This is a genomic window from Pseudoalteromonas sp. S4492, from assembly GCF_005886115.1.
Taxonomy (GTDB): Bacteria; Pseudomonadota; Gammaproteobacteria; order Enterobacterales; family Alteromonadaceae; genus Pseudoalteromonas; species Pseudoalteromonas gelatinilytica.
In genome coordinates this window covers 1-346 of sequence record NZ_PNCP01000188.1, presented here as the reverse complement: position 1 = coordinate 346, position 346 = coordinate 1, and the positions used below count along the sequence as shown (strand labels likewise).

Here is a 346-nt window from a genome sequence, read left to right as displayed (position 1 = left end):
TAGAAAGCTGGGAGATATCAGTATTGCGTTAGGGAAAGCGGAGGAAAGTAAACTCTATAATGGGTAGGAAAATCTCAGCCCCTTGATAAGGGGCTGAAAAAGAGATTGTTAGACATCACCCCAATAGCTATCGCCAAAGAAAGTACTGAGTTTTTTGGTTTCTTCTCTGTCTTCCAGGGCTCTTCGAATCTTTAGTGCGCGTTTTGAACCTTTGTTAGGCAAATCGTCTCGACTAATGACTTGTTGCTGAAGAAAATCTTTTTTGAGTTGTTTGTCTTTATTAGACATGCCAGCACCCCTTTGTTTTTTATTGTTTTTTATGATGCTTCCTGACAATTACGAAGTT

Annotated in this window: 1 protein-coding gene; it reads right to left on the bottom strand. The window is 39.3% G+C overall.

Annotated features, from left to right (window positions below; translation table 11 throughout):
* Positions 1–108: 108 nt before the first annotated feature.
* Complete coding sequence (locus CWC28_RS21330; RefSeq protein WP_138625755.1) at positions 109–288, bottom strand: hypothetical protein; 180 nt, start codon at positions 286–288, stop codon at positions 109–111.
* Positions 289–346 lie beyond the last annotated feature (58 nt).